Genomic DNA, 22,306 nt, shown 5'->3' with positions numbered 1-22,306 from the left:
ATGAGCCAAGACAACACCCCCGACCATGCCACTTCTCAGGAGGGCAAGGTGGCGCCCGAGGCCGTAGCGCTACGTGCCCAGCCGCGCCCGGTCACGCGCCTGAACCGGCGCACCTTGGCCATCCTCACCGGCGGCCTGTCGGTCGCGGTGCTCGGGGCCACGATCTGGGCTCTGCAGCCCCACCGGCGCGGCGCAGGCTGGCAGAACGAGCTGTACAACGTGGATCGTGTCTCGAAGTCCGAAGGGCTGGATGGGTTGCCGTCCGACTACTCCAAGCTGCCGAAGGTGCCCGAGCTGGGGCCGCCGCTGCCGGGCGACCTGGGGCCGGCCATCGTGGCCGCGCAGCAGCCCACCTACATGCCGCCGGGCCACGACCCCAACGATGCCTTGCGCAAGGAGGCCGAAGCGGCGGCGGCCTCGTCGGTGTTCTTCCGCTCGGGCCAGCAGGGCAAGGCCGCAGCGCCTGGCGCGGCCCAAGTCGCGGCGGCTTCGCCCGGTAGCGCCTTGGCGGGCTTCGATCCGCTGGCAGCCGGGCCGGGCTCGACGGCGGCCCAGCCATCCGACCCGACCGCTGTGCAGAACCGGCAAGACCAGAAAGAGGCTTTCCTGAAAGGCGGCTCTACGGAAACCCGCAATTCCGGCCATCTCCAGATGCCGGCCTCGCCGTACCAGGTGATGGCTGGGACGGTGATCGCGGCGGCGTTGGTCACTGGCATCAAGTCCGACCTGCCGGGCGACGTGATCGCCACGGTGACGGAGCCGGTCTATGACTCGGCCACGGGGCGCTTCCTGCTGATTCCGCAGGGCTCGCGCGTCTTGGGCAAGTACAACAGCCAGGTGAGCTACGGGCAGAGCCGCGTGCAGATGGTGTGGAACCGGATCATCCTGCCGGACACGTCTTCGCTGACGCTGGACAACCTCGTGGGCACCGACCCTGCGGGTTACGCGGGGCTGGAGGATGATGTGGATCGCCACTGGGGCCGCATCCTGGCAGGGGCGGCGCTGACCACGCTGCTGGGCGTGGGCGCTGAGCTGGCCGCGCCGGAGAACCGGCAGGACGGCAACCGGATCATCATCGCCGGGCGCGACAGCGCGCAGGACAGCATCAACCAAGTGGGCCAGGAACTGACCCGGCGCAACATGAACGTCCAGCCGACGCTGACGGCGCGGCCGGGCCTGCCGGTGCGGATCATCGCCAGTCGCGATCTGGTGCTCCGCCCGTACCAGCCTTTGTTCCTTCAGCGGGGAGGCATGTAATGAGCACGGCGAAAAAACTCCGCCTGGGACCGCTGCCATCCAACAGCAGTGCGAAGTTGACCTTCACCTGTCCGGCCAGTTTGCGAGCTGACCTCGACCGTTACGCAATACAGCATGCGCAGGCGTATGGCGAAGCGGTAGACGCGGCCACGCTGATTCCCTACATGCTTGAGGCATTCATAGCTGGAGATCGGGGATTCAGGCGAGTGGATGCCAAGCGTGAGACTCCATTTGCGCCGACCGGGTCGTCGTCTAATCAAGGCGGCTCACCGGAATGACCTCGCAAACTAACTCTTGTTGCAACAGCCAAATTGCGAAAAGTTGCGGGCTCCCTCTGGAGGCGCTGTGGCTCTTGCTTTAAAAACATGATTGCCGTACATTTGTACGATAACTGTGTTTTTGCCGTATTGCTGGAGGTTTGTACATGGGAAGAACTGAGCGACTGGAACTGCGCCTGGACGAGGAACTGCTACAGCGTATTGATGAATGGATGGAGCGAACGGGCCGCGCCAGCTCCCGCTCGGACGCGGTTCGCCAGCTCGTGGACCTTGGGCTGAATACCATCACGGGTAAGAGCATTGACCTGACTGCGGGCGACAAGCTGAACTTCATGTTGCTGCGCGACCTTGTGAAGCACCTGAAGGTGCCTACCGAGACCAACGTCGATTTCGTTGCGGAGTCGATCTACGGTGGTCACTACTGGGCGCCCACGTGGGATATGCATGGGCTCTTCCACAACCACGCTGACCGCCCGGCCGATGTCACCTTGGTTGTTAACGTGCTGGACACCTGGGACTTCATCGAAGGCAGGCTGGAGAAGCTGTCCGCCGAGGATGTGGAAAAGGTCAAGGCGGCTAACCACGGATACATGCCGGAGTTCGCCGGCTTCGACGGCAACGAAGAGAGCGGGCTGATGAGGATCGCGCGATTTCTTGTCGAGGAGATGGGGCGGTTTTCGCGCTTCAAGGGGCGCGACTTCAACTCGCATGCCCCGACGGCACCCGGGTATCGCCGCATGGCTGCAGCGTTTGCACCTATCCGGGCGACTCTTGGCATGGGCCGCAGCCTCAGCGCTGACCAGATCATTGAGATCCTGAAGGCCGAGTGAGCCGAGCCTGCTTGTGAGCAGCCTCGATGACTTGGGGATGGTGTCGGCCTTCCACCCATTCAACCCAGCTAAATCCGGCGGTCTGATGTTGTTTCTACACATGCCAGACCACCTATTATCTCTACGGTGGGAGGCATTAATGCTCCCCAGTGGGGTGTGAAGATACCTCCCATATGGGGGGTGTCCATGCCCCACGAAGAAGGATGCAATGCAAGCACATCAAGCAGGACCACACGGAACATAGATAAGCGGGTGGGGGGCGTTGATACCCCGGTATGGCTTGGCCTGACCCTAGGGATTACGGCGATAACTTGCTTATGCTGAAGCCATCGAACGAAATGGAGAGTGTCATGAGCGTTGTCGCAGCCGTACCTGCGCCCGAGCCGGAGTCCGATCCGAAGGCCGCGGTCCGAGAGAACGAGAAAAAGTGGGGCAAGACCTTGATGGACGCCGGCTGGACCTGCATTCCCAGCACGATCATCCTGCGCCAGCGAGCGCTGGGCCTGGACCCGGTTGACATGAATATCGTGTTGGTCATCGCAGCGCACTGGTGGAAGTCCAGTCAGCTCGCCTTTCCATCCAAGAAGCTGATCGCTGACACGATTGGCAAAGACCCGACGACGGTGCGCCGCCGGCTGGCAAAGCTGGAGAAGGACGGAATGATCGAGCGTATTCTGCGGCCGCAGCCGGGGGGCGCCACAACTCCAACGAGTACCGGCTAACGGGCTTGATCACGGGGGCAGAACCCTATGCGAAGGAAGAAATCGCCAAGCGTGCCGAGGGCAAGGCCTATCGGAAGGCGCGTGCGAGCAGGAAGGGGGTGGGTCTCGTGCCCACGGACAAGTCATGATTGCATGGAAGCCATTCACCCACGAGGGAGCAAGCTACGACCTGTCCCACCTGCACCCGTTCGTCCATACCTTCGAGCAGGCCGAACAGGTTGGCAAGCCTGCGCGCAGCTACCCGGTGCAGGTGATCTTCAGCCTGCATTGCTTCACGCGCGGCGCGGATGGGGTCGAGGACCCGAAGGGGCCGCTAGGGTACGCGGATTCTCGCGAGACGCGCATTTTCGACTTCGGGCGCTACGCGCAGTCTCGGCAGTTGCCTGAGATCGTGCGTGCCTTGCCCACGTCGCCGTGCTACCACACTAACCATGGCAACTTCTTCACGGTGAGGCTGCTCAACCCAGCAACTGGCCAGGAAGACACGTACGAGGTGTATTTCACCGCCTCGCGGTCCAGCTCGAAGGCGGTTCCGTTGAACCTGTTCGTGCAGAGTGCCTATGTGCGCGACAGGCTGCACGCAAACAGGCCCTCGCGCAAGAAGATCGGGTTCTTCGTGATCCTGCACAACATACTGAATGGTCGGCCGATCAAGGTCCCGAAATGAAAACGCCCTCCGTAGGGGAGGGCGTTGGAAATAAATCGGACCTCTTGGCTATCCCTACGCTTGGGTGGGGACCCCTGGCGGGGTGGGATCAACGCACAGCTCTCGCTGCTCCGTTCATACGCTGACAGGCCAATGATAGCGCATTGGGGAGCGCAGGGCAATTTTCGCTCGGCCTCTTGAAGGAAGGGTATCAGGGTCTATCGACCGGTGGCACGCGGCACAGGCGTTTTGACCGGCCTTGTCGCTCGTGGGTGGCTACGCTTGGCTTGGCTGTGTCAGGTTGGCTGTTGTGGCCGTTCCCGGCACGCTATGGACTACCGGCGATGGGAATGAATGCTGTCGCTGCACGGGAAGGAGAAGTTCCATGCGAGCCAGGATTTTGAACGGCCAGCCAGAAGCACCGCCAGCGCGGTTTGTCGCACAGGGCCAGGGCCTTGACGATGACCGAGCCATGCGCGCGGCACATCTTTTGCAGGAGGCGCTTGACCTGCTAAGTCAGGAGGCGGTGCAGCCATTGGGGTCAGCGTCGGATCGGCATGACCGGCTCCTGCGCTTGCCCGAGGTGCAGCGGCTGACCGGTCTGGGCCGCTCCGTGATCTATCAGCAGATGCGGGACGGGGTTTTTCCGCGCTCGATCAAGATCGGGCCGCGTGCAGCCTCCTGGTCGGAAGCCGCCGTCTATGGATGGATTCAGCAGCGGCTGTCGACAGGAGGTCACTCAGCTTGAATGATTGGATGTTGTTCTAATTTACAAACATGGATGGAAGTTCGAGGCATCAGGTAATCAAACGGTTGCGGGCGGACTTGCTTCGCGGGTCACTGTTCGATTTAACCACCTTGGCGCAGTTCGAGGTATCGTCCCAGTTCGCCACGCACTACGCCGAGGAGGCTTGACTGGCGTGGTTGGCCTACGGGGTCTATGGCCTATTGAACTAACTCACCGCTCGGGCATAGCAGCCTGAACCAATGTGCAAGCTTCTTTTCGCGAGTTGCAAATGCTCCCTCAAGGATGCCTAGGGCAAGGGCCTGCGCGTCATGCAGGTCGTGCTCAAGTCGCTCGTTCACGCCGTTACTTAGCATCTGGCGCACCTGTCCTTGGTATCTGATGTGCCAGTCCACGGAGAAGAGTAACTCCACCTGTAGCCATCGGAAATGCGCCCAATGTGGTCCAATAATGGACGTGTTTGGAAACACGTATCCGAGGTCTGAGGAGGCCAGCTGGTCATAGAAATTCAGGATAAATTCAGTATCCGCGATGCTTGCCAGAGCAGAGTCGAGGGCTTGCTGTCGATTGGTATCGCTGCCAATCAACAGATTATTGAACAACGAACTTACGGTTTCCGATAGACCAATCAGTCGGAACTTCTCTTCTTCGAGCTCAGCCGCTTCCTCTTGCATGGATTCCTGTGCTTCCGGAGGCAGTTCGTAATCTTTATCCGCGAGAGCTGGGTTAAAGCGAAACTGAATGTCGATAGCATGTTCAGAAGGCTTGCCGCAGGAGCGTTGGTGTTGTTGCTCATATCGGAGAAGCATGCCAACGTGGTCTACGAGCAATACGGGATTTTCAATTGCCGGGAGCTTGCTGAAGCAGCGCTGCCGCTTTTCTGTTGACGTATCCAACAGTTCATAGAACAGGGCGCCAGACATCACAAGTTGCCGCTGTTCGCGCAGCATCTGAATGTCGCTGCGATTTGCTCCTTGCAGGTAGCATTTGTCCAGAATCACGCTCTTCATATCGATTGACTTTCTCTTCGCTGGCACTTACCTGTTCATCACTCGAAGGATTCCTCGCTGAGCCTGTCTATAGCTCGGTCTGATTCGATTCGCTTTTGTATGTGCTCCAGATTCTCATTTGCCCAATTGGCTATGGTTGCATCGGAATGAGCCGCAAGACCCTCAAGGAGCAGGATGAACGGCTCCAGTGCTTGAGAAAGGCTACCGGACCATTGCCAGGGATGGAGGCTCTTATTGAATGCCTCCAGTATGGATCTCTTGTCGGAAGCAAGTTCCAGGAGTTGGTGTGCGAGTGGGCTCAGTTGTATTCCGCTGGTACCTTGGGGGGCAATGATGTTGATTTCTGCGGCGACAAGTGGAGCTCGACTCGCAGGATCAACCTGCACCCAACTGAGAATGGCATCCTCCGGAGCGCACTGCAGAACAGGGCTGTGACGCGCAGTGAAACGAGAGCGGAATCCGAAATTCTGTCTCTTGGATGCTTTGCTTAGAAAGGCATCCAAGGCAATAGCGGGTTGGAGCTTAAAGAGGGTGCAAGCCAGATCGCCAAATTCTCCTCCAGGCCTTGAGTAGTCCTCCATGGCGGCAGCAAGCCGGCTCGCTAACTGAGCTGCGGCCTCCTTGGCGTCTGGGCCGGCTAAAGCTATCTTCGCCAGTTCGTTCACACGCCACGCGACACCATGGTCACGAATATCGGAGTCAAACCTGCTGAGGAGGCTGCGCCCCAGCTGTACCAGCTCCATAGGCTGTGGCGTACCTGCGATCCTCCATCGACGGAGCTCGGTGTCGAGCTCATCAATGGATGCGACCAAGCCATCTGGCATGCGGGAAAGCACCTCACTGGCTTCGCAGAACTTCTGCAATGAGAACCCGAACGCTTCGCTATGTCTGATGCGCAGGGCAAAGTGACACGGGTTTGCCACTTGCCGCTTCATGGCTGCTATCAACCTGTCGCCGTCCTCGTCATCTTGAGGCACGCCAAGAATGATGGGGTAATACGGATCCAGCCTAGGGTCTCCAGCCACGCTATCCAGGATTTGAACCGCGGCTGAGTAGTCCTTGGTGCGTAGGCCCTGGACAAAACCCGCGAGTACGGTAACGTTCGGCGTGTCGGTAGCTGCGGTGAAGGCGTCATAAAGAAGTTCCCATTGATGTCGGGGATTTGGAGATCCAATACCAAGGCCGCGTCCGAATAAATACTGCCGGCCGTTTCCCGCTGCGAGAAGCTCTGGAATGATTTTTAGTAAGACGGCTTCGTCATGGGCGGCTGCCTCTCCCAATGCGATGACTTTGTTATCTGCTCGGTGCCAAGCATCAACAGGATTTTCGTCCTCGGCTTTGTTGGACTCATCCAAGGCATCAGTCACATTCAGAAAATCACGCGTGTGGTTCAGAGCGTAGGTGCGGATTTCCTGAAGCAGTCCTGTCGGGGTGAGCTTGGTTTCCAGGTTACGAAGAGCACTCAGCATCCCAGGTTCCATCGTGTCGCCGTCAAAGTGCAACGCGCTCCTAACGGCGATCCATCCTGCCGGCCAGCCGTCCTCCTGAGCTAGTTCGAGTGTCATTGCAGATAACTGGGGATATATCTCACGTCTCCATAGTTCACGAAAGTGCGCCGTGATCGCGGTTCGCGCTCGCTCCAGTTCTTCCGCGCCCGATGCGGCTATGCTGCGGATGAGAGTAAAGGCGCTCTCAAGCCAAGCCTTGACTTCGTCGACGCTGGAGGGCTCCCAACCATACCCGTGTGGGCGGGCTCCAAATGAAAATTCATGCGAGGAATCGATGGGGCCAAATTCCAGCATGGCCTCTACCGCGTCCCAGACGAGTTCTCTGCGCTTCCCCGATGTGGAGGTCAGCAAGCGATTGAGTAACCGTACACGTTGTTCCGGTGGCGCCATCGTGCCAGACAGCCCAATTCGAAAAATTTCCTTCCATGCACGGCGCAGGTCAATGGTTCTGCCATCTTCATGCTCTGCGAGGATCAGTAGCAATGGTGCAGCCCTGTCGAATGCCTGGGGCTCATAGGCCAAGTGCCGTAAGAGCGTGCCCCACTCCTGCAGTGAACCATTCTGTCGAAGCAAGAAATCAGACGAGGTCCCAGGGCCGAGAGCACGCTCCAGGGATTCAAGAGTTTTCTGAGGCGACAGCGGGGCAAGGTTGATAAACAGCTTTCGCCCAAGCGCATTCAGCATTGCAGGCTTAGCAAGCCACTGCTCATCCTCCATCCAGCGATTCCCGATTGAGCGGGCTTCGTTGCTGCTGTGCAGGTATTCAAGTCTTCGACTGAACGAGACAAGAAGTCTCTCGTGGAGTGCGAATGCGTTGGTAATGTCAGAGGAGGGAATATTCTGGAGCGCGGATTCTGCAAGGCGGTTTGCAAGGGCTGGCGGCAACAGGGCGCGCCATTTGCCACGGGATTGCACCAGATCACGGTTTCGGAGCGTGCTTACATGGCGATAGAGCTCATTCACGCTCATGCCAGCCAGATTGGCCAATACCTGGAGCTCTGACAGGTCGCTCTTGGTGTCTGTTCCATCGAACGAGTAGACCAAAGAGCAAACCTCCGCCGCTCTCAGCAACTTTTCGTCATGTGTTTGTTTTTGGCGAAACAAGCGTCGAAAGAGTTCCGGATCAGTCAAGGTCCCAAGCGTTTCTCCCCGGGCAACCGTTCGCGCAAGAGCTAGTGCAATGCGCGCGTTGCCACCAGCGATCTCCGTAATGCGGTATCTATCAGGCTCCGTCAGGTGGGGAGCGAGATGCTCAAGGATTTTGCTCAATACATGACTCGATGCAGGTGCCAGTTCATAGACATTGGTTGCCTCGGGGACATCTTCATCGGCGACGTCATACTCGACCGTCAGGAGGCTAAGATGCGTGGGATATTGGAGAACCACTTGCGCCAATACCTTATGGGTGGCTGGATTGCAGTTGTCCACGACCACGATGGCCCGCTGTCGCGATGTTCCCAAACGCAGGAGCATTTCACGCGCGTTCGGCTCAGGTGAGTCACCCAGATCTGTATACAGCGCCAGGGCCGGATCAAGCGGGGCTTCGCTTCCTGTTCCCGGCTCGAAAAGTGCCTGTACTAAGCGGGTCTTTCCCGTGCCAGACAGGCCCACGATGCGGGCTACATGGCCGGGCTGTTTCATGACCTTGCGCAGCCGGTCAAGGCCTTCCGTCACCGGAAGGGCCGTGGGAGGGCCGCCATCCGTGCGCTCTACCAGTCTGGCCGTGTCGTCATACAGATACTTGCCTGTGCGGTCGCCGGACCACGCTGTGTAGCATTGCCACCCCTGCAACCGGGCATTGATCTGTTCGCGTACCCACATTTCGACGCCTGGGTACTCGCGGGCCCAGCGTGCAAGCCGATTCCGATCATAGAAGTCCACCAAGAGTTTCGCGGCGTCGGGTTGATCAGCGATTGCATTGCGCATCGCTTCCCGGCGTCTGCCCAAAGAGGAGTCCGTGACGGATCCTTTGGAGCTGACGATGACATACGCACCACCACAGGAAATCAAGTCCTTGATGGCTTCCCGTAGCTCACCCTTTGGGCGCATTTCCTTGGTGATTTCACCGGCTGGCATGTCTTCGCACTTCACCTGGAAGCCGGTATCTGGCCGCGGGATGAAATCCAGAGCAGCGGTAGTCGGTGCGAGTTGGACACGCACATCGATGCCGCCATCCTTCGCTGTCTGATTGCCTCCGTCCAGCACCGAGGAGGACGGAAGGCCATTCCTGCGAAGCTCTGCCTCGCAGAGCTTGGTGACCAAAAGTCTGAGGTCCTCGTCGCCAAGGCGTGCTATGTGCTCTCCGGTGAGTTCCAGCATTTCACTCCCTCGTTAATTTGCTCAGATCAATGATATCGTTGGCTAAGCGCCACTCAGCTCCCACGCTTTCAGTGAGTGCAAATGGGAAGCGCGGCAAGGTGTGATCGCAGGCGGCACAATTGGTGCCGCCCTAAAACTCGGCAAGCGCGAAGCATAGGTCCGGTTGCAGGAAAACCGTGAAGTGCATCTGCTGGATTTCCTGTATCAGTCTCTAAGTCAGAACCTTCACATGACCGACCGCGAAAAACCAACTCGGGACTTCCTTAAAGAGGCGCTGGCCGCCGATTTCGAGGTGTATGAGAAATACAGTGGCTGGCACAAGCATGGTGGCGAGAAGGTGTACTACGACTTGGTGTTGCGAGCCAAGGACCATCTGGTGCAGCAAGGCTTCGATCCCGGCTACTTTGTCATTGAAGTAAAGCTTTTCAATCTCGATGATGTCCAAAAGCATGATGTCAAGGCAAGAGACATGATGTGGCAATGCGTGGCGTACTCGTTCAGTGACATCGAGCTGCCTTCAGGGGAGTTGGTACGGCCCTTGTTTGTCCTCTACTACATAGACGGATCCGGCGTTAAACCCGAATACGAGAAGGAAATCAATGCGCTCCATCACTTCGTGCAGCGAGGTGGCGTTGGCCGCTTGGTCTTTGAGCGCATTGACCCTGGTCAATGGCTGTTGAACTTCGGTGGCTCTCGGTACTTCAGCAAGCGGCGTGGCCGAGGGTCGCACAATGTAGGGGTCAAGCGGCAGACGGGATCGTCAAGATAGGGGCTGGATGCAATATGCTTGCCAGCGTATCCAGGGGAAATGATGACTCCCGACGAATATGACGAATTTTTGAAAAAGGCTTTCGAGGCCTATCTGCGGGTTCGTGCGCAGGAAGCCTGCCAGCCGTCACGAGCATATCTGCCATACAACGTAGTCGACTTGAGCGCTCCCCGATGGTCGGCGATGGGCGATATGTTGATCAAGGACGAACTCAGAGAGCTTACCAATATCCTGAATGCATGGTTGGGTACTCTCAGGCACTGGCATGCATGGCTGACTGTGTCGCAAGGCTACTCCGACGAGGACACTTGGCAGTTGGAATACGAATTCATCGCACCGCTTGCGACCTATTGTCTTTTCCAACCAAGCGCGATTCGCGACACCTTCACGTTTGTTGTAACGAACGGGATGCACCAGGTGCTTCTGGCGACTGACTCCTCATACAAAGATCGGCTGATCCTAGATCAGGCTCCTTGGGAGGAGCGCAAATATCCGACGCGGCGAAAAAAGAAGAACAACTGGCGAGTGTCATAAACAGGTGGCCGAAAGGAAGGAGCCTACTGGACAATCTGCGGAGACTGGACGACGGCACGACGCGGGATGCAACTTCGGACTTCCGCAACCGTTCGAGCCACAGCATTGCCCCCAGATTCTCAAGAGGCACTACCCGCATGGTTACACGCACAATTGAGCAGGCGACGCGGATGGAAAGGCGGGCAGATGGGGGATGTGAGTGGGTTCCCGTTTCAGGGAAGACTGCGGTCTGCTACGGTTTTGGCGGAACGGAGCCGCTCGACCTTGATCAGGTGCGGCAGGTCAATTTGGCCCAGTTTGATATCGCTGTGGCTTGTTTCGATCTCTATCTTGCTCTCCTGACAAAGACCACTGCTGCTAGATCGTCCGCATGAGCTCGTCTCCTTGAATCTGTACGGTGAACAGGCCAAAGGCTGACTCATATGGAGTTGCGGATGGGCGGCTTTCGTTGGGTAGAGCGCTCCCAATATCATCAGGAAAGACGATGGAGAGGTCGATGATCGGCGAAGCGGCTAGGATCTCTTCCAGCTTGGCTCCGAGCACGCGCCAGGCTTCGCGTTTTTCATCGGCGTAGTCGTGGTGCAGGTAGTGCCTGCGCACCCGGCTGCCCTTCATCACATGGTTCTGGCAGCGGTCAATCACATCGGGGTTGATGCGCAAGGCTTGCATCATCGTGGCAGCCGTGCGGCGCATATCGTGGGGTGTCCATTCTCCGTTGGTGCCCTTGGCTAGCACCAGGGTGTTGTCGTGGCGGCGCTTCTTCAGCGGTTTTGTCCGCTTTTTGAATTGGGTTTGCCGATCGCCCACTTGCTTGGAGATGGATTTCACGCACACATGGCTGTCCTTCACGTGCCTGGCAGGGAAGCACCAGCGAGTATCGCCGGTGAGGGCGTGCAGGGCCTTGAATTGGCGCAAGGCGAAGTCGGACAGGAAGACCAACTGATCCTGCTTTTTGCCGATGCGGCCCTTGACGTTCTCCCGGGGGATGAACCACTCGCCTTTTTTTATATCGACGTGCTTCCATTCGGCCATCAGTAGTTCGCCGATCCGGCAGGTGGTGCCCAGCGAGATCCACAGTGCGAGTTGGCTTTCCTGTTGCAGGGGGCGCGTCGTGGAGCGTTTGTTGGGAGCGGTGTCGTAGTCGGCCTGCATCTGCAGGAAGATGTCGCGCAGCTCGCGGATTTCGTCGGGGCACAGGATGCGTTCGCGCTCGCCGTCGAGGTCGTAGTCGCTCGGCAGCAGCTTGGCGATTTCGACCAGTTCTGCTGGGTTGCCCTCAATCATCAGGCCGCGCCAGGGCTGACGCCTCTCGGCCCAGTGGAACATCTGCACCAGATCGTTGTAGAGGCATATGGCCATGCGAAAGACTCCGCGTCGAATGACTGCGCGCAGCAGATCACGCAGGTGGCTTTCAGTGACTTGGCGAACGGGCAGGTGCCCGATGACCGGCAGGAGGTCTTTCTCGAAGGAGCGCTTCAGTTCCGCGTTGTCGTCCTTGCGGTTGACGCCATCGGCCATCCAGGCATCGAACATTTGCTGTACGGTGGCGTCGGCGGCATCCTGCCGGGCCTTCTCGGCGATCACAGCCTCGACGCGGGCTTGGGCCTCGATGCGCTCGGCTTTCTTGTGGTCGCGGGGATCGACGCCGGAGCGCACCTGTTCGCGGGCGTCGTCGCGGGAGCGGCGGATGGATTCCAGGCTCACGGTGGGCCAGGTTCCGCACTGGTGCCAGGCGACTTTGCCTTCCCATTTGAAGGCGCTTTTGAATCGGATGGACACGGCACCGTCGCTGGCAACGCGGACTTCGCCAGTCAGGCCATCACCATCGCTGAGGGTATCGCCCTTCCACTCGACGGGGATCGCTTCCAGCTCCTTGATGGTCCATTTGCGGCCTTTGCCGGCCTTGGGATAGCGGGTCATAAATGCTCCTGAGGGGTAAACCGAGGGGTAAACCAGCCGCTGGCTACCCCCGGATTTCATTGAACCTCAGAAGACGAAGATTCCGATTTAACCTATTGAATACAAAGGGTTTTTTAATCCGGCAACGTCCGAGGACGTTCGGGGAAAAAGTGTAATTAATTCGATGGGGTGCAAGGGGTCGCGAGTTCGAATCCCGCCACGCCGACCATTTAAAATCAAGGGGTTACAGCAGTTTTTGCTGTAACCCCTTTTTCTTTTTCTGGCATCGTGTCCTTGCCGTGTCCTAGAAGTCATGCTGTCGTCGGCTATGCCAATTGGCACCAAGCTCGTTAGCGCACCGGTCAGCATCGTAGGCAGGAGTCGTTGTTTCTAGAGAGGCTCCCAGGGCGAACGACCCGGGGCAACTGAAACTAAGCGAGCTTCTGCGGCAATCAGTTCGTCGCCTAGGAGGCTGATGTAGTTCGGCAGCATGCTCGGCATGCTCCTCCAACTGGGCTACTTCGGTACCGGTCATGCCCGGTACTGGGCAACTACAAGAAGCACCTGCCAGATGTAGAGCGTCATCTCCCATCAGTGCCATGGAGACGCCTTGGATGCTTGGATGTACGGTAGTGACTTCAAAACGCACCGTGGTAGCAAGCTGACTGCTGCTTGGCCACCTGAGGAATTCGGGATGCTGCTCCTGGGGAGCCTCTTTCCATTACCTGCATTATACGTCAATGACGTATAATGCAGCCATGTACACCATCATCGAAACGCCTATCTTCAGCGCAGATGCAAAAGATATTTGGGCGGAAGGTGAGCGCGGAGAATTCTGCGCATGGCTTGCGCTCAATCCTGAAGCTGGCGACGTGATTCCTGGCTCGGGCGGTTGTCGCAAAGTGCGCTGGGTGCGCAACGGCATGGGCAAGCGCGGCGGGGTGCGAGTGATTTATTTCAACCGGCTGGACAAAGGCGTGATTCACCTGCTGGTGATCTATGCCAAGGCGGTGCGCGGCAACATCCCGGTGCACATCCTCAAGGCCATCAAGCAGGAGATCGAGAATGCCTACTACCAAGCGTGAATCCATGACGGGCGAAGAGCTGGGCCTGAAGCTGCTGGCATCGGTCAAGCAGATGCGCGCAGGCCAGGGTATGGTGGTGCATTCGCCGGTGGCCAGTGTGCGTGCGGCCTCGGAGCTTTCGCAGGCGCAGTTTGCCGCGCTCATGGGTGTGTCTGTGCGCACCTTGCAGGAATGGGAGCAGGGGCGCCGTCGCCCCAGTGGCGCGGCGCAAACGCTGCTGGCTGTAGCGCAGCGCCACCCCGAGGTATTGCGCGAGCTGGTCTAGGCATGAAGCGGTGTCACAAGGGCGGCTTCAGGCTGGTTGCAGTCTTTCGAAGGCGCCGACTGAATGACTGCTTGAGCTGGAAGCGGTCAACTGCAATTGCTCGCTCCAGTTCAATCAGCAGTTGATTGCCTGACTCAGAGTTTGAAAGAGCGTTGTAGATCTAGTGCTTGTGCCCGCTTTCGCTTCCCTGCGATCTTGGCTGCTGCACCCACGCCTTCACCGTTCTCTCGCCCGCCTTCTCGAACTTCAGCGTCAGGTCGAACCGGTCGCCCACCTTCAGCGGCTGGCGCAGGTTGATGAGCATCAGGTGGTAGCGCTGGCCGTGGCGCAGCTGCACTTCCTGCCCGGCGGGCAGGTCGATGGCGGGCACTTCGCGCATGCGCATCACATCGCCTTCGGTGCTCATCTCGTGCAGCTCCACGCGCTCGGCCACCGGCGTGCTGGCGGCCACCAGCCGGTCGGGTGCGGAACCCCGGTTGCGGATGCCGCGCAGGTAGGCCGCGCCGTTGGGCGTACCCGCCAGCGATGGCGTGGCATAGGGGTGATCGATGACGAGCTGGCCCGCGCGGAAGTCGTGGGCGTGGGCGGGCGTGAAGTGCGCTGCACCCAGCAGCGCCAAGGCTGCCATGGTGTGCAGCACGCCGCGGCGGGCGGGCGAGAGGGAAGTTGTTGTCATGCGGTGTGTTTCTGTATCGATGGTTTGAGGAGCGCTGAAGTTTCAGCGGGCTGGGGTGTGGGGCCGGGGCATCACCAGCTTCTCTCCAACAGCGGGCCGGGTGTGTAGACCAGCCGTAGCGCTACCAGGCTGTTGCCCTGGCCTGCGATGCGCTCGCGCCCTGCCTCCACAGCCAGCAGCACGCTGGGGTGGGGGCGCCAGCCCAGCATGGCGGTGAAGCGGCGCGCGGGGTGGTAGGGCAGCAGGTTGGCGTCGGTGGCCACCAGGGTGGCGCCGGGGCCGTCCAGGCTGTGGGTGCTGCGCAGCCATTCCTGGCGCACGGCCACATCCCACTGCGCAGTAGGTTGCCACAGCGCCTCCAGCCAGCCACCGCTGGTGCGGCCCTTGTAGCGGGTGTCGCCGTTTTGCGAATACAGGTTGCCAAGCTCGTTGCGCAGCACGCCCGCCGCCGTCAGGCGCACGCCGGGCAACGGGGTGGCCCAGCTGGCGCTGACGCCCAGCAGGTCTACGGTGCCGTCGAAACAGGTGATGTCGCGCAGGCTGGCGCTGCACTGGGGCGCGGTGTGGATGTGGCCGCTGTTGCTGCGCTGCACGTAGGCGCCGCGCCCTTGGGGTTCCAAGCGGCTGTAGAAGGCGTCGGCCTCCCAGTCACCGGCGTTGCCCCACAAAGCGCCCGCCGCGCGGGCACGGACGGTGGGCGCCCATGCCGCGTTTTCACTGCCCGGAAAGCGGCGCGCGCGCCACAGCCCGGCGTCGATGCCCTGCAGCCATTCGAACGCGCCTTCCAGATGTGGGCGCCAGGACAGGTTCACACCGTCCTCGATCCAGTCGCCGTTGAACGCCGCGCGCTTGATGAGTGGCATCTGGCCAAAGCGGTCCAGGTGACCGGCGTTGCCGATCACGGGGCCCAGCGGCATACGGTTGCGGCCCGCGCCCAGGGTGAAGTCGGAGTCTGCAGACGGACGTGCCTCCACCCACGCCGCCTCGGTGTGGGCGCGCTCGCTGCCATGTTTGCCAAAACTGACGGTGGCGCCCAGCAGCGGCGTGAGCCGCACGCCGGCGCCCAGTGTGCCGTGTTCCAGCGCCCAGCCACGCTGGTCGGTGGGGGTGTCGCCCAGGCCCAGCACGCCCGTCAGGCGCGGTGCGGGCACGGGCTGGTCGGAGTGCTGATAGCCCACGGCAGCTGCAGCGTTGATTTGCAGACCGGGTGTGGCCGGAATGCTGGCGTCGCTGGCGTCGTGCGCCCGCGCCGGGTTCAGCGAGAGCAGGCACAGCGTGGCCGCTGCCACAGCACAGGCGCGTGCCTGCAGTGGTCGTGCTCCATCTGCCAAGGTGGATAGAGAGTGCGCCATTTATTTCGCTCCTGCCGCCGCGAACGGGTCGGACAGCTTGGGGTTGGTGAGCAGATCGTGGTCCGTCAGCGTTTTCAGAAAGGCGACGATGTCCGCTCGCTCCTGCACGGTGAGGTTGATCTGGTTGATGAAGTCGTTCTTGTTGGGGTTGGCGCGGCCATCTCCCGCATGCGGGCCTGAAGTGATGTTGCGCCCGCCAGCGGCGTAGAAGTCCAGCACGTCTTCTAGCGTGGCGATGCTGCCGTCGTGCATATAGGGGCCGGTGACATCCACATTGCGCAGGCTGGGCGCACGGAACTTGCCCATGTCTTTCACCTGCTGCGTCAGCTCGTACACGCCCCGGTTGGGTTCGGGGAACGCGCCCGTGCCGCCGATGTTGTACAGGCCCGTGTTGTGGAACGGTGTCTCCACGATGCGGCTGCCCGCGTGCACGATCTGGTCGTTGAAGTTGAAGCTGCTGTGGCAGTGAAAGCACTCGGCCTTTTCGCCAAAGAACAGGTTCATGCCGCGCTCAGCTGCGGGGGGCAGTGTGGCCTTGCCTTGCAGGTACTGGTCGTAAGGGCTGTTGCCCGACAGGATCGTGCGCTGGAACGATGCTATGGCGTGGATGGCGTTGCCCCAGTTGATGGGCGCGTTCTGGCCGGGGTACGCCTTGGCGAACTTGTCCTTGTAGCTGCCATCGGCCGCCAGCCGAGCCAGGATCTCGTCCTTGTTGCCGTCGTTCACGCCCATCTCGATGGGGTCAGTGCCAAAGAGTGGAGTCTCCATCTGCTTTTCCAGCGTCACCAGCGAAGGGTTGGCCCAGGTGAGCGTGGCGTTGTAGACCACGTTGGCCAGCCCCTGGGCGTTGCGCGGGTGGTGCTGGCCGGTGGAGCCAATGGAGGTGGTCAGCCCGTCCGTGAACGCCTTGGACTGGACATGGCAGCTGGCGCAGGCCTGCGTGCCGTTGCCTGACAGGCGGCGATCGTAGAAAAGGAAGCGGCCCAGGTCCACCTTGGCTTCGGTGATGGGGTTGGCCTCGGGCACCTTGGGGGTGGGGAAGAAGGATGGCAGAACCCAGGACCAGCTGGTGCTGGTGCCCGAGTTGTCGCTGACGGAGGTGCCCCCTCCGCCACAGCCGCCCAGGGCCAGAGCCCCGAGCAGGCTGGCCAGGCCAGCGGCCTGGGCGGCCATCCGCGTGAGCGAATGGTGGTGTGCCATGGTTATTTGGCCTCTGCGCGGAACAGGGTCTGGCCGCTGCCGCCGTTGATCGGCTTGCCGGTCATCAGGTCGAGCGCAAGCACCTTGTAGATGGCGTTGCACTCAGGGTCGGTGGCGCCGGACATGCAACCAGGCGCACCGCCCAGGTCCTCGTTCAGGTTGGTGCCGGTGTACAGCGCGGCCAGGTCCACCACCACCTTCTGCGTGGCGGTGTTGAAGTTGGCGAAGCTGAAATCCATGCGGTTGGGGCGGTCGCAGCTCACGGTTTCGCCGGTCACGGGGTTGCCCGTGCAGCCGGTGGAGCCTAGGTGCACGTAGAAGGTGTTGCCAGGGGCTGCTGGTGCTGGGCGCACCACGCCACCCGTGGGGTTCACCTCGATCTGCGCGAACTTTCGGCCTGCCTGCCACGACCACGCCATGGCCTGCACGTCCATGGGCTTGGTGGCCACGGCGTAGTCGGTGTGGTTCAGACTGGCGGGAACACCCACGGTGAGCTTCACACCCGTGTAGGTGCCAGCAGGCACGGTGCCCTTGATTTGCGGGTTCATGGCCTTGGTGCCAGCGTCGGCGCAGCCGCCGGTGCCGTCTTCCAGGTCCACCAGTGCCACATCCTTGGTCTGCCAGTCGCTCACGTCCAGCGTCACGGGCACGGTTTCGCCCTTGTCATTCACCAGCGCGACGTTGCTCACGTAAAAGCGCAGGTCGTGCAACTGGGCGCTGACCTTGGCGTTGCCCAGACCGGTGATGGCGGTGCCGCATTTCACATCTTGCGTGCCAGCCTTGGCGGCGAAATCGATGGTGATGCTCTTGGGGCCGCTGGGGGCAGGCGTGTCGCTGCCACCACTGCCACCTCCGCAGGCGGACAGGACCAGGGGTAGCGCCATGGCGAGGGCCATGAACAAGGAGTTGCGACGGGGAATGGAGTTTTGAATATGTGTCATGGCGATTCTTTTGAATGGCCGGTGCGCAGGTCAAAAGCGGCGCACACGGTCGAGCAGATTCCGCAGGGCCGCATCTGGCCTTGCACTGAATAGAAACCTTGTGATGAACATGAGGTGCCCACGCCGATGCCTTGAGGGCGGCATGTGGGAACCAGCAGGGATCAGCCTGAGGACGGGGGTGGCGCGCGCGGTGGCGCTGTCAGCACTACTCTTTCGGCGGTGCTAAGGAAGAACGGCGTATCCGGCGGCCGTACGCGGTAATCGAGCGGTGGTTCAAACCGGAGATCACTGCGCGCGAGGTCGGGCAACGCATCGCCTAAGAAGCGGCACAACGGGCAATGCGGGTTGCCATCTGCATTGGCGCTGACCCCTTCGATCGAGTCGGCAGTTATGGCCATGTCGCCCGCAGAGGCTTGCACGCTCACCCATCGCACGCCCTGGTTGGTGCACACCTCCACCATCGCTGCACCGCTGCCGCCGCGCGCCATTACCAGCGTGGCGGCCAGGGCAGAGTGCAGGCTGACAAGAGTCATCCAGACGATCAACCAACAGGCAAGTCGGCGGGCCAGCGGACGGGAAAAGGGGCGGTACATGCAGGTGCCCGTGCGGACGGATCAGCGGCGAGCAGCAGGGGGCAATGTGCTGACCGGGACCAGCGTCATGCGTCCGAGGTGGTGCACGGCGTTGTGGCCGGGAGCGTTGGCCGTCAACTCGTGGCCCTGCGCCTGGATGGCGGCGGCTGCGTAGGCAGCACCCAATGCAGCAAGGTGGGCACAGAAAAATGCCGCGATGAAAAGGCTGCTGTGAAGCGGGAGCGATGGCAGACGGGATTGGGAAGTGGGCGCTGGGGCTGCGTTTGGCATGGAAAATCGGTTCCGGGTTCAATGAGCTCCACTTCATGCGCCACGCCGCTCGCGCCACCGGGCGCAAGCGAACCCACGGATGGCGCGAGTAAAGTGCGATGAAGGGTATAAAAAAGCACTTGGGCCGCATCAGCACACGCGAGGACCGCGCGTACGAATGTATGCACCAAAGTACGGATGCAACTGCCAGATCAGCAGCGCAACCCGAGGGCTCTCAGATCAGGAAACGAATGTCGGAGGACCGCGCGGCGGCAAGGGCGCGCCAACCAGCGCAGCAATGGTCGCCTTGACAGCGGGGAGCAGCGCATGGGCCAAAGGCTGCTGCGGCTCCACTGCAGTCTGGGCTTGCGGAGCGGGGGCAGTAAAGTGCAAGCACAACGGACAGTCCAGAGCATGGTGTCCGGCCGGGGCCGCGTCAGCTCCGTCATCACCAACCACCACCAGCTTCATAGCGCTGCCTGTAGTACAGACCAGTTGCAGCTCTTGCGGGTGCACGATGGGAGATGCAATGGCGGCACCAATGGTCACCATGAACCACGCCAGGATGAGGCGGCCCAACAATGACGACGTGCGCAGCGTATGCATGCTTAGGATTATTACCGTGATTCGGCGCAAATTGCACTCGCGATTTGTTTGCCATCAACCATGGTCCATGCGCCAGAAGTGCTTTTCATGCAGATTCGCAGCCAAGGTCTCGCTCGGTTGGCAGCGATAATCTGAGTGCTATGCATCGCCTGCGCTCCTCCCCACTGATTTCACGCCTGGTGCTGGCGTGGTTTCTCTGCGCGATGGGAATGGCGGGTGCCGCGCCGCTGATTCATCCACAGTCGCTGGAGCTGGTCTGTGGTGCGTCTGGTGCCGTCAAGCTCGTGGTCGTTGGCCAGGCGGGCGACGATGATGCGCCACGCCCGCAGGCCCTCGGTCCCCACGGGCTCGATTGCTCTTTGTGCTTGCAGTTGCAGGCTCCCGCGCCGCATGTACCTCCGGTCGTGCCGCCAGCCTCGGTGCGGCTGCAAAGGGGACCTGTTCTAGCGCTGGCGCACCGGCTGCAATGGGATGGCACGGCCTTGCCTGCGCGCGGGCCGCCTCGGTTCACGACGGTCTGATCCTCCTTTTTGTTGGCCTGTGCACTGCGCTACCTTGTGGTGGTCCTGAGCACTGGTTAGCCCGTCTTTTGCGCTCCCCTTGCTGCTCTGCACTGTTGCAGGCCAGGGCTATTGCGCGCCGGTGGCTGTCCTGGTGGGACTGCCGGCGCCCGCTGCCCATGGCCGCCGCGGTACCGCAGACAAGGGTGCGCCGTGTGAAACCTATGACAAGCCATTCCCGCTCCACTCCATCTCTGCCAGTGCGTCATGCTCTGGCCCTGGCCGCTTCAGCCACCATCGCCACCCTTTCTGCGCCTGTGTGGGCCCAGTCAGCTGCTTCGCCCGCTTCTGCCACCGAGGCGCCCGCAGACGCCGCCCTCACGCTGGGCACCATCACCGTGCAGTCTGCCCCTTCGGGCGTGCTCAACGTGCGCAATGTGTTCAGCTCGGTGGACATCCTGGGCGCCAGCGTGCTGCAAGACCAGCATGTGGACTACAGCTGGGAGCTGCTCACCCGCGCCCCCGGCGTGCAGGTCACGCAGTTCAAGCAAGGCACCGACGCCGGGCGGTTCTCGATGCGCGGCTTCAATGGCGAGGGCCGAGTCAACGCCGTCAAGCTGCTGATCGACGGTATACCCAGCAACGACAACGCGGGCGGCATGCCGTTTCTGGACGCGGTGTTTCCACTGGACATCGAGGCCATCGAGATCGTGCGCGGCACTAACGACCCGCGCTACGGCCTGAACAACATCGCGGGCAATGCCAACGTCCTCACCCGCCAGGGCGGCAACGACGGCCAGGCCAGCGTGACGCTGGGCAGCTTTGGAACGCGTGAATTGCAAATCGCCAAGGGATTTGAAAGCGGCAACTGGAGCCAGAACTACTTCGTGGCCACCCGCGAATCCGATGGCTACCGCGACCATGCCGACGCCGATAAGAAGGCGCTGTCGGGCAAGTGGTTCTACACCAGCGACAGCGGCCAGTGGCGTGCAGGCGTCATCGCCCGCTACTACAAAAACAAGGCGCTCGAATCCGGCTACCTCACGGCCGAGCAGGCCGCCAGCGCACCGCGCAGCTCGCCCGCCTATGCCGCGTGGGACCGCAGCGAGCGCGAGACCACGCAACTGAGCGCGCACCTGGACGGGCAACTCGCCAACGACCTGGCCTGGACCGCCAAGGCCTACACCCAGCACTACGAGAACCAGCGCTTTGTGCGTTTTTCTGAAGCCGGTGTGCAGCAAGAGCGCGGCAACGACGAAACCCACAAAGGCTTGATCACCACGCTGACCTGGCGCCCCAAGGTGGCCTGGGCTCATGCCTTCACGCTCGAAGGCGGGCTGGATGCCCAGTGGCAAGACAACGCTGCAGAGCGCTACCGCACGCTGCAGCAGGCGCGCACCTCGCAGATCCGCGCTTGGGACTTTGACCTGAACACCCGGGGCGCCTACGTGCAGGCCGTGGTGCAGCCGGTGCAGGCGCTCAAGATCATTCCCGCGCTGCGGGTGGATCGCGTGAGCGGCAGCTTCACCGACGGCCTCACCAAAGTCACCTCGCCCGTGCACGACTACGGCACCATCACCCAGCCCAAGATCAGCGTGGTCTACGCCGTGCGGCCCGACACCAGCGTCTACGCCAACTGGGGGCGCACGTTCCAGATCGGCGCGGGCATCGACAGCTACCGCACCGCATCGCAAAGCCGCAACCTGGACCCATCGCTCAACGACGGCTGGGAGGTCGGTGTGAAGTGGCAACCCGCCGCAGGCATCGAAACCCGCGTGGCCTATTGGGAACAGCGCGCCAGCGGTGAAGTGGCCCGCGTGCTGGGCGTGAACGGCCTGCCCGACCCCGGCGGCCAGGGCAACGTGGGCCGCACGCTTCGCAAGGGGCTGGATATGCAGCTCAACGCACGCCTGAACGCGCAATGGAGCGGCTGGGTCGGCTACTCCTCGCAAATCGCACGCATTGTGGAGCCCGACCCGAGCGCCCCCGCCACACGCGGCAAAGAGATTGAAAACGTGCCGCACTACCTGGCCACGCTGGGCGTGGACTACCAGGCCAGCACACAGCTCAAGCTCAGTGCCTCGGCCAACGCCCAGGGCAACTACTACCTGGAGCGCACCAACACCCTGGGTCGTACCGGCGGCTACGCGCTGCTCAACCTGGGTGCCACCTGGCGCTTGTCGCCCACGCTGGATGTGGGCGTGCAGCTCAAGAACGTGACGAACCGCAAGTATGTCTATGCGTGGTACGACAGCGGCTCGTCCGGCTACTCGCCGGGCGATGGCCGCAGCGCCTACGCCAGCCTGAACTGGAAGTTCTGAC

General features: G+C 61.1%; 22 protein-coding genes. 12 read left to right on the top strand and 10 right to left on the bottom strand.

The window, feature by feature from the left end; translation table 11 throughout:
• The 6 genes from AAG689_RS11390 (at position 1) to AAG689_RS11365 (ending at position 4,481) form a co-directional block, all read left to right on the top strand.
• Positions 1–1,257 carry a TrbI/VirB10 family protein gene (locus AAG689_RS11390; protein WP_406626023.1) on the top strand — a complete coding sequence of 419 codons (1,257 nt, stop codon included), beginning with the start codon at positions 1–3 and terminating at the stop codon, positions 1,255–1,257.
• Positions 1,257–1,535, top strand: coding sequence for a DUF2274 domain-containing protein (locus tag AAG689_RS11385; RefSeq protein ID WP_406626022.1), 279 nt, complete (start codon positions 1,257–1,259; stop codon positions 1,533–1,535). Before AAG689_RS11390 ends, AAG689_RS11385 begins: the two co-directional genes overlap by 1 nt.
• 146 nt (positions 1,536–1,681) lie before the next feature.
• Positions 1,682–2,365 carry a YfbU family protein gene (locus AAG689_RS11380; protein ID WP_406626021.1) on the top strand — a complete coding sequence of 228 codons (684 nt, stop codon included), beginning with the start codon at positions 1,682–1,684 and terminating at the stop codon, positions 2,363–2,365.
• Between the two features lie 350 nt (positions 2,366–2,715).
• Positions 2,716–3,087 carry a helix-turn-helix domain-containing protein gene (locus AAG689_RS11375; RefSeq protein WP_406626020.1) on the top strand — a complete coding sequence of 124 codons (372 nt, stop codon included), beginning with the start codon at positions 2,716–2,718 and terminating at the stop codon, positions 3,085–3,087.
• 124 nt (positions 3,088–3,211) lie between these two features.
• The gene (locus AAG689_RS11370) at positions 3,212–3,754 is read left to right on the top strand and encodes a hypothetical protein (protein WP_406626019.1); all 543 of its coding nucleotides are present in this window, start codon (positions 3,212–3,214) and stop codon (positions 3,752–3,754) included.
• Between the two features lie 364 nt (positions 3,755–4,118).
• Positions 4,119–4,481: a helix-turn-helix transcriptional regulator gene (locus AAG689_RS11365; RefSeq protein WP_406626018.1), complete on the top strand. Its 363-nt coding sequence runs from the start codon at positions 4,119–4,121 to the stop codon at positions 4,479–4,481.
• Positions 4,482–4,678: 197 nt separating this feature from the next.
• Here AAG689_RS11365 and AAG689_RS11360 read toward each other — a convergent pair whose 3' ends face one another.
• Positions 4,679–5,488 (bottom strand): hypothetical protein, encoded by an 810-nt coding sequence (locus AAG689_RS11360; protein ID WP_406626017.1) that lies wholly within the window; start codon positions 5,486–5,488, stop codon positions 4,679–4,681.
• A 38-nt stretch (positions 5,489–5,526) separates the two neighbouring features.
• Complete coding sequence (locus tag AAG689_RS11355; RefSeq protein ID WP_406626016.1) at positions 5,527–9,315, bottom strand: hypothetical protein; 3,789 nt, start codon at positions 9,313–9,315, stop codon at positions 5,527–5,529.
• Between the two features lie 229 nt (positions 9,316–9,544).
• Here AAG689_RS11355 and AAG689_RS11350 point away from each other — a divergent pair, with 229 nt between their 5' ends.
• Both AAG689_RS11350 and AAG689_RS11345 read left to right on the top strand, forming a co-directional pair.
• Positions 9,545–10,084: a hypothetical protein gene (locus tag AAG689_RS11350; RefSeq protein ID WP_406626015.1), complete on the top strand. Its 540-nt coding sequence runs from the start codon at positions 9,545–9,547 to the stop codon at positions 10,082–10,084.
• 42 nt (positions 10,085–10,126) lie between these two features.
• Positions 10,127–10,618, top strand: a complete 492-nt coding sequence (locus AAG689_RS11345) for a hypothetical protein (RefSeq protein ID WP_406626014.1) — start codon at positions 10,127–10,129, stop codon at positions 10,616–10,618.
• A 357-nt stretch (positions 10,619–10,975) separates the two neighbouring features.
• On the opposite strand, the gene AAG689_RS11340 is transcribed toward AAG689_RS11345, so the two are convergent.
• Entirely contained in the window at positions 10,976–12,538 is a 1,563-nt protein-coding gene (locus AAG689_RS11340; protein WP_406626013.1) for a tyrosine-type recombinase/integrase, read from the bottom strand.
• Between the two features lie 737 nt (positions 12,539–13,275).
• Here AAG689_RS11340 and AAG689_RS11335 point away from each other — a divergent pair.
• Together AAG689_RS11335 and AAG689_RS11330 are read left to right on the top strand one after the other, a co-directional pair.
• Positions 13,276–13,602, top strand: coding sequence for a transcriptional regulator (locus tag AAG689_RS11335; RefSeq protein ID WP_406626012.1), 327 nt, complete (start codon positions 13,276–13,278; stop codon positions 13,600–13,602).
• The gene (locus AAG689_RS11330) at positions 13,583–13,867 is read left to right on the top strand and encodes a helix-turn-helix domain-containing protein (protein WP_406626011.1); all 285 of its coding nucleotides are present in this window, start codon (positions 13,583–13,585) and stop codon (positions 13,865–13,867) included. Before AAG689_RS11335 ends, AAG689_RS11330 begins: the two co-directional genes overlap by 20 nt.
• Positions 13,868–14,027: 160 nt before the next feature.
• On the opposite strand, the gene AAG689_RS11325 is transcribed toward AAG689_RS11330, so the two are convergent.
• From AAG689_RS11325 to AAG689_RS11295, 7 genes are all read right to left on the bottom strand, one after another.
• Positions 14,028–14,495, bottom strand: a complete 468-nt coding sequence (locus tag AAG689_RS11325; protein ID WP_406626329.1) for a copper chaperone PCu(A)C — start codon at positions 14,493–14,495, stop codon at positions 14,028–14,030.
• 119 nt (positions 14,496–14,614) lie between these two features.
• Complete coding sequence (locus AAG689_RS11320) at positions 14,615–15,895, bottom strand: hypothetical protein (protein WP_406626010.1); 1,281 nt, start codon at positions 15,893–15,895, stop codon at positions 14,615–14,617.
• A complete protein-coding gene (locus tag AAG689_RS11315; RefSeq protein ID WP_406626009.1) occupies positions 15,896–17,095 on the bottom strand; it encodes an MbnH family di-heme enzyme in 1,200 nt (399 codons plus the stop codon).
• Positions 17,096–17,097: 2 nt separating this feature from the next.
• Complete coding sequence (locus tag AAG689_RS11310; RefSeq protein ID WP_406626008.1) at positions 17,098–18,036, bottom strand: MbnP family copper-binding protein; 939 nt, start codon at positions 18,034–18,036, stop codon at positions 17,098–17,100.
• 161 nt (positions 18,037–18,197) lie between these two features.
• A complete protein-coding gene (locus AAG689_RS11305) occupies positions 18,198–18,629 on the bottom strand; it encodes a DUF2946 family protein (protein ID WP_406626007.1) in 432 nt (143 codons plus the stop codon).
• Between the two features lie 21 nt (positions 18,630–18,650).
• Complete coding sequence (locus AAG689_RS11300; RefSeq protein ID WP_406626006.1) at positions 18,651–18,794, bottom strand: hypothetical protein; 144 nt, start codon at positions 18,792–18,794, stop codon at positions 18,651–18,653.
• A 324-nt stretch (positions 18,795–19,118) separates the two neighbouring features.
• Positions 19,119–19,484, bottom strand: coding sequence for a DUF2946 family protein (locus tag AAG689_RS11295; RefSeq protein WP_406626005.1), 366 nt, complete (start codon positions 19,482–19,484; stop codon positions 19,119–19,121).
• Between the two features lie 140 nt (positions 19,485–19,624).
• Between AAG689_RS11295 and AAG689_RS11290 the strand changes: the two genes are divergently transcribed.
• Both AAG689_RS11290 and AAG689_RS11285 read left to right on the top strand, forming a co-directional pair.
• Positions 19,625–20,005, top strand: coding sequence for a hypothetical protein (locus tag AAG689_RS11290; RefSeq protein ID WP_406626004.1), 381 nt, complete (start codon positions 19,625–19,627; stop codon positions 20,003–20,005).
• A 203-nt stretch (positions 20,006–20,208) separates the two neighbouring features.
• A complete protein-coding gene (locus tag AAG689_RS11285; RefSeq protein WP_406626003.1) occupies positions 20,209–22,305 on the top strand; it encodes a TonB-dependent receptor in 2,097 nt (698 codons plus the stop codon).
• Position 22,306: the final 1 nt, after the last annotated feature.

Origin of the sequence: Acidovorax sp. SDU_ACID1 (genome assembly GCF_045291395.1) — a bacterium.
In the GTDB taxonomy this organism is placed as follows: Bacteria; Pseudomonadota; Gammaproteobacteria; order Burkholderiales; family Burkholderiaceae_C; genus MR-S7.
This window is presented reverse-complemented; position numbering and strand designations above follow the sequence as displayed.

Excerpts from the sequence above, each read along its gene's own strand:
- AAG689_RS11345 (WP_406626014.1), top strand. The coding sequence starts at position 10,127 with ATGACTCCCGACGAATATGACGAATTTTTGAAAAAGGCTTTCGAGGCC.
- AAG689_RS11335 (WP_406626012.1), top strand. The coding sequence starts at position 13,276 with ATGTACACCATCATCGAAACGCCTATCTTCAGCGCAGATGCAAAAGAT.
- AAG689_RS11290 (WP_406626004.1), top strand. The coding sequence starts at position 19,625 with ATGCATCGCCTGCGCTCCTCCCCACTGATTTCACGCCTGGTGCTGGCG.
- AAG689_RS11355 (WP_406626016.1), bottom strand. The coding sequence starts at position 9,315 with ATGCTGGAACTCACCGGAGAGCACATAGCACGCCTTGGCGACGAGGAC.
- AAG689_RS11350 (WP_406626015.1), top strand. The coding sequence starts at position 9,545 with ATGACCGACCGCGAAAAACCAACTCGGGACTTCCTTAAAGAGGCGCTG.
- AAG689_RS11340 (WP_406626013.1), bottom strand. The coding sequence starts at position 12,538 with ATGACCCGCTATCCCAAGGCCGGCAAAGGCCGCAAATGGACCATCAAG.
- AAG689_RS11380 (WP_406626021.1), top strand. The coding sequence starts at position 1,682 with ATGGGAAGAACTGAGCGACTGGAACTGCGCCTGGACGAGGAACTGCTA.
- AAG689_RS11315 (WP_406626009.1), bottom strand. The coding sequence starts at position 17,095 with ATGGCACACCACCATTCGCTCACGCGGATGGCCGCCCAGGCCGCTGGC.
- AAG689_RS11285 (WP_406626003.1), top strand. The coding sequence starts at position 20,209 with ATGACAAGCCATTCCCGCTCCACTCCATCTCTGCCAGTGCGTCATGCT.
- AAG689_RS11375 (WP_406626020.1), top strand. The coding sequence starts at position 2,716 with ATGAGCGTTGTCGCAGCCGTACCTGCGCCCGAGCCGGAGTCCGATCCG.
- AAG689_RS11360 (WP_406626017.1), bottom strand. The coding sequence starts at position 5,488 with ATGAAGAGCGTGATTCTGGACAAATGCTACCTGCAAGGAGCAAATCGC.
- AAG689_RS11365 (WP_406626018.1), top strand. The coding sequence starts at position 4,119 with ATGCGAGCCAGGATTTTGAACGGCCAGCCAGAAGCACCGCCAGCGCGG.
- AAG689_RS11390 (WP_406626023.1), top strand. The coding sequence starts at position 1 with ATGAGCCAAGACAACACCCCCGACCATGCCACTTCTCAGGAGGGCAAG.
- AAG689_RS11310 (WP_406626008.1), bottom strand. The coding sequence starts at position 18,036 with ATGACACATATTCAAAACTCCATTCCCCGTCGCAACTCCTTGTTCATG.
- AAG689_RS11305 (WP_406626007.1), bottom strand. The coding sequence starts at position 18,629 with ATGTACCGCCCCTTTTCCCGTCCGCTGGCCCGCCGACTTGCCTGTTGG.
- AAG689_RS11320 (WP_406626010.1), bottom strand. The coding sequence starts at position 15,895 with ATGGCGCACTCTCTATCCACCTTGGCAGATGGAGCACGACCACTGCAG.
- AAG689_RS11325 (WP_406626329.1), bottom strand. The coding sequence starts at position 14,495 with ATGGCAGCCTTGGCGCTGCTGGGTGCAGCGCACTTCACGCCCGCCCAC.
- AAG689_RS11385 (WP_406626022.1), top strand. The coding sequence starts at position 1,257 with ATGAGCACGGCGAAAAAACTCCGCCTGGGACCGCTGCCATCCAACAGC.
- AAG689_RS11330 (WP_406626011.1), top strand. The coding sequence starts at position 13,583 with ATGCCTACTACCAAGCGTGAATCCATGACGGGCGAAGAGCTGGGCCTG.
- AAG689_RS11370 (WP_406626019.1), top strand. The coding sequence starts at position 3,212 with ATGATTGCATGGAAGCCATTCACCCACGAGGGAGCAAGCTACGACCTG.
- AAG689_RS11295 (WP_406626005.1), bottom strand. The coding sequence starts at position 19,484 with ATGCATACGCTGCGCACGTCGTCATTGTTGGGCCGCCTCATCCTGGCG.